This window comes from Mesorhizobium sp. P3_A9 (genome assembly GCF_056402975.1).
In genome coordinates this window covers 1-4283 of sequence record NZ_JBFUGJ010000431.1, presented here as the reverse complement: position 1 = coordinate 4283, position 4283 = coordinate 1, and the positions used below count along the sequence as shown (strand labels likewise).

At 63.4% G+C, this 4283-nt stretch carries 5 protein-coding genes; 3 read left to right on the top strand and 2 right to left on the bottom strand.

The window, feature by feature from the left end; genetic code table 11:
• Nucleotides 1-29: 29 nt before the first annotated feature.
• Together AC1DX0_RS31820 and AC1DX0_RS31815 are read left to right on the top strand one after the other, a co-directional pair.
• A complete protein-coding gene (locus tag AC1DX0_RS31820) occupies nucleotides 30-1142 on the top strand; it encodes an endonuclease/exonuclease/phosphatase family protein (protein WP_477222050.1) in 1113 nt (370 codons plus the stop codon).
• 5 nt (nucleotides 1143-1147) lie between these two features.
• The gene (locus AC1DX0_RS31815; RefSeq protein WP_477222051.1) at nucleotides 1148-1864 is read left to right on the top strand and encodes a hypothetical protein; all 717 of its coding nucleotides are present in this window, start codon (nucleotides 1148-1150) and stop codon (nucleotides 1862-1864) included.
• On the opposite strand, the gene AC1DX0_RS31810 is transcribed toward AC1DX0_RS31815, so the two are convergent.
• The gene (locus AC1DX0_RS31810; RefSeq protein WP_477222052.1) at nucleotides 1861-2103 is read right to left on the bottom strand and encodes a hypothetical protein; all 243 of its coding nucleotides are present in this window, start codon (nucleotides 2101-2103) and stop codon (nucleotides 1861-1863) included. The two genes, AC1DX0_RS31815 and AC1DX0_RS31810, sit on opposite strands and share 4 nt — an antisense overlap.
• Nucleotides 2104-2266: 163 nt before the next feature.
• Between AC1DX0_RS31810 and AC1DX0_RS31805 the strand changes: the two genes are divergently transcribed.
• Nucleotides 2267-3190, top strand: a complete 924-nt coding sequence (locus tag AC1DX0_RS31805) for a DMT family transporter (RefSeq protein ID WP_477222053.1) — start codon at nucleotides 2267-2269, stop codon at nucleotides 3188-3190.
• A gap of 47 nt (nucleotides 3191-3237) precedes the next feature.
• Here the strand turns inward: AC1DX0_RS31805 and AC1DX0_RS31800 are convergent.
• The coding region (locus AC1DX0_RS31800; protein WP_477358377.1) for an ABC transporter permease at nucleotides 3238-4283 on the bottom strand (1046 nt) is incomplete at its 5' end.

Below are 4283 nucleotides of genomic sequence, written 5' to 3'. Positions count from 1 at the left end.
CTCCACCACTTGCAGGCAAAGGTCAGGATATGTCGCTGCGCCTTGCCACCTTCAAYGTCGARAACCTGATGAACAGGTTCGATTTYTCCGGCTATCGCAACCAGCTCAACGARGATCGSACGCTGGCGCTKTTCGATATCCAGAGCGAGGCCGAATACAAGATGCTGGAGCAGGCCCGCGCCATCGCCCAGTCCGACGACACGCGCCAGTTGTCGGCGCTGGCGATCGCCGCCACCCGCGCCGACATCATCTGCATGCAGGAGGTCGACAACATCGAGGCGCTGAAGGCCTTCGAATATGGCTATCTGTTCAAGATGGTGGGGCAGGGTTACCGCCAGAAATACACCACGTCAGGCAATGATTCGCGCGGCATCGATGTCGCCGTGATGATGCGCAACGAGACCGCGCAGGGACAGCCGATCGAATTCGTGCGCATGACCAGCCACGCCTACGTCACCTACGAACAGTTCGGGCTGCACACGCCGGAACTCTTGGCGCTCGGCAACCAGGCCAATGAACGCATCTTCCGCCGTGATTGCCTGGAGGTCGACATCACCGTCGGCGGCGTGCCGCTGACGCTTTATCTGGTGCACTTCAAGTCGATGGGCTCGCCGCGCAACGGGCTCGACGGACGCGAGGCGACAATGCCGGTGCGCGTCGCCGAGGCGCTGGCCGTGCGCCGCATTATCGAGGAGCGCTTCGGCGGGGATCATGCCGCCGACAAGCGCTGGGCGATCTGCGGCGACATGAACGATTACCGCCAGCGCGTGAAGATCGCCGGCGACGATGTCGACGGCTATCGTTTCGAGGTGGTCGACGAGGCCCTATCCTGCATCAACGTGCTGACAGCGGGCGGCTTCTGCGAAAACGTCGTCGAGCGGCGGCCGGAGATGAACCGCTGGACCTTCTATCACACACGCGGGCCTGCGGAGCGGCATCTCTGCCAGCTCGACTATATCCTGCTGTCCAGGGGGCTGGCGGCGAAGAACGCCACCGCCGTTCCCGACATCATCCGCAACGGCCAGCCCTGGCGCACGATCTTTCCGGCGGGCCAGGAGGTCGAGCGCTTCCCGCGCGCCGGCTGGGACCGGCCGAAAGCATCGGACCATTGCCCGGTGGCGATCACGCTCGATATGGCTTGAACCGCATGAGTTTCGACCTGCCGCGCAATGTCATCCTGCCGGTCGATGCCATCGACGTCCGGCTCGACCCAGGACCGCATCCGTTCGCCCGTGACAACGAGGAGGCGATCATCGAGAACTGGCAGCGCGAGATAGCTGCCAATCCGGCGCTGTTCGACGGCATGGTGGTGCTGCTCTCGCAGCTTGCCTGGCGCGACAATCGCCTTGTCGGCCGCTGCCATGCGGTCAACTACTCCACCTTCATGCTCTGGCGGAAGCGGCGTGAGAATTCCGGCGCCGAGCACGCCTATGCCCATGCCATGCTGGTGGCCGGCGACAATGCGCTGGTAGCGATCCGCATGGGCCCGCAAACAGTGGGAGCCGGCAGCGTCTACTTTGCCGCCGGCTCGTTCGAGCCGATCGATTTCCGCGACGGTCTGGTCGATGTCGATTTCAACATGATCCGCGAGGTGCGCGAGGAGACCGGCCTCGACCTGTCGGCCGCCAGACGCGGCTCGCGCTGGCACGCTTTGTCGATCGTGAGCGGCACGGTCATTTTCCGTCGCTATCATGTCGATGAGCCGGCCGATGAGATTGCGCGCCGAATCTCAGCCTTTGCCGCCAGCGAAACCGATCCGGAGATCGTGGGGCCGGTGATCATCCGCCATGCCACCGATCTGCCGGAGGGGCTATCGCCGCATATGAAGCCGCTGATCGAATGGCATTTCGCCGGCAAGGATTAGCGACCCGTCTTGTCTTGCGCCGCCTTGCGATCATTGCGGGCGGCGACGAAGAACAAGATAAAGCCGATGCCCAGCAACCCACCCATGGCCATCCCCATGGTCTGGCCGACGACCGCCTGGAAATCCGATGTGACGCGGTCGGGATTGGCCATGCCGTAACGGGCGAGATACCACCAGATGCCTGCGAGGGCCGCCTCGATTATCGCGAGCACGATCAATACGCGCGCTTTACGGCTCATTTCTCTGTCCTTGCTTCAGCCATAACGGAACCGATCCAGCCTCATCGCTGATATCACGCCGCTGGTCGAGTGGCATTTTGCGAGTGGCTCTTCCGGAGTTCGGCTGCCCCGGAATTGATGTGCCGGCAGGGTGTCGGAATGGATCCCCGCAAAAGGAACAACAATGGACGTCAAACCGGCGCTGGCACGAGCCACGATCATGCTTTCCGCCGGGATGGCCATTTCAGGCACGGCGGGTCTGTTTTCCATCGAGGCCGGCCAGCCGACGCTCAACGTCATCTTTTTTCGCTGTGTCTTCGGCGCGATAGCGCTTGTTGGATGGAGCGTCCTGCGAGAGGGATGGAAGAGCCTCCTCATCACGGACAGGACACTGTGGCCGCTCGTGCTCGTCAGCGGCATTTGCCTGGTGCTGAACTGGGTGGCTTTGTTCCAGGCCTTCAAGCTGACATCGATCGGTTTTGCGACGATCATCTATCATCTGCAACCGTTCTGGATCGTGCTGGCGGGGGCATTGCTGCTCAAGGAAGGGCTGTCGCGGCACAAACTGGGATGGATCTGCGTCGCCTTTCTCGGCCTCGTCCTGACGATCGTACCGAAACTCGGCGTTATCAGGGCGGATCATGACTGGCTTGTCGGCGTCGGCCTGGCGCTTGTCGCGTCGCTATTCTATGCCGCCACCACCTTGACCACGCGAGCCGTCAAATCGGTGAAGCCGAGCGTTCTCAGCGCCATTCATTGCCTCATCGGCGTCATCGTTTTCGCGCCGTTCGTCGATCTGGCCGCACTTCAAACCGGTGGCAATGGCATGTGGGGCTGGCTTGTCGGCCTTGGCGTCATCCACACCGGGATCGTCTATATCCTGCTCTATTCGTCCTATCCCAAGCTGCCTATCACAGTCATCGCGGCGGGATCTTTCCTCAATCCGGTTGCTGCCCTGTTGTCCGATTTCCTCGTCTTCGGCCGMTCACTGACGGCCATGCAAGGCGCCGGGCTGGTGCTGATCCTGCTCGCCGGCCTTGCGGTGAATCTGGGCTGGCGGTTCGGTCCCGTTTCAACGCGCAAGATCGCGCCGCCGCAAGAATCCTGACCGTTGCTCTTTGGCGAGGATGGCATCCCGTGGCTCGTTCGGCCGCTCTATTCGTGCCGCAGCGCGTCGATCGGATCGAGCCTGGCGCCGCGCAGCGCCGGGAAGAAGCCGAAAACCATGCCGATCAGGGCGGAAAAACCGACGGCGAGCAGGATGACTGCCGGACTGGGCGCAAAGGGTATCGTCAGCGTCACCGCGGCGAGGCCGGCCAGCGCCAGGCCGATCAGGATGCCGATGATGCCGCCGAGCAGCGACAGCACCGTCGCCTCGACCAGGAACTGGATGAGGATGTGTTTTTCATGCGCGCCGATGGCCAGCCTGATGCCGATCTCGCGCGTGCGCTCGGTGACCGAGACCAGCATGATGTTCATGATGCCGATACCGCCGACCAGCAGGCTGACGCCGGCGACCGCGCCCAGCATGCCGGTCATGGTGGTGGTGGCGCTGGCCATGGCGTCGGCGATCTGGGTCATGTCGCGGATSSMGAAATCRYYCTCGCGGTCSGGCGTGATRCGGCGCGYRTCGCGCAAAATRTCCTCGACGCGCGGCTGCAGYTCGCTGGTTGGCGTSCKGTCRTCGGCGGCGATGTAGATGTTGTCGATGTCGCGRTTGCCGGCGATGCGGCGTTGATAGGCATGCAGCGGCATCAAGACGACATTGTCCTGGTCCTGGCCGAAGCCGGTATAGCCCTTGGGTTCGAGCAGGCCGATGATCTTGCAGGAGGTGCGGTTGACGCGGATGATCTCGCCCTCGGGGTCGCCGGCACCGAAGAATTGCTGGCGCACCGTCTCGCCGATCAGGCASACGCCGGTGCCSGARCGKGTYTCGGAATCRCTGAACGGSCGKCCCGAAAYCAGCTTCCAGTCGCGYGCRTCGAGATAGGCGCTGTCGGTGCCGGTSACGCCCGARGTCAGGCTYTCGGTGCCGAAGATGACRCGRACCTGCTTTTGCGAGGCCGGCGAAATGGCGCGCGCGCCCGTCAAATGCGCGACCAGTGCTTCGRGGTCCTTTTCGGCCAGCGGCCGCACCACCTGGTCGAGCCCGCCCGGGCCGCCGGGGCCGGCCGGGCGGCCGGAACGGACGACCAGCAGGT

Bases quoted from the DNA above. Each gene is read 5' to 3' on its own strand.
- AC1DX0_RS31815 (WP_477222051.1), top strand. From the start codon at position 1,148: ATGAGTTTCGACCTGCCGCGCAATGTCATCCTGCCGGTCGATGCCATC.
- AC1DX0_RS31810 (WP_477222052.1), bottom strand. From the start codon at position 2,103: ATGAGCCGTAAAGCGCGCGTATTGATCGTGCTCGCGATAATCGAGGCG.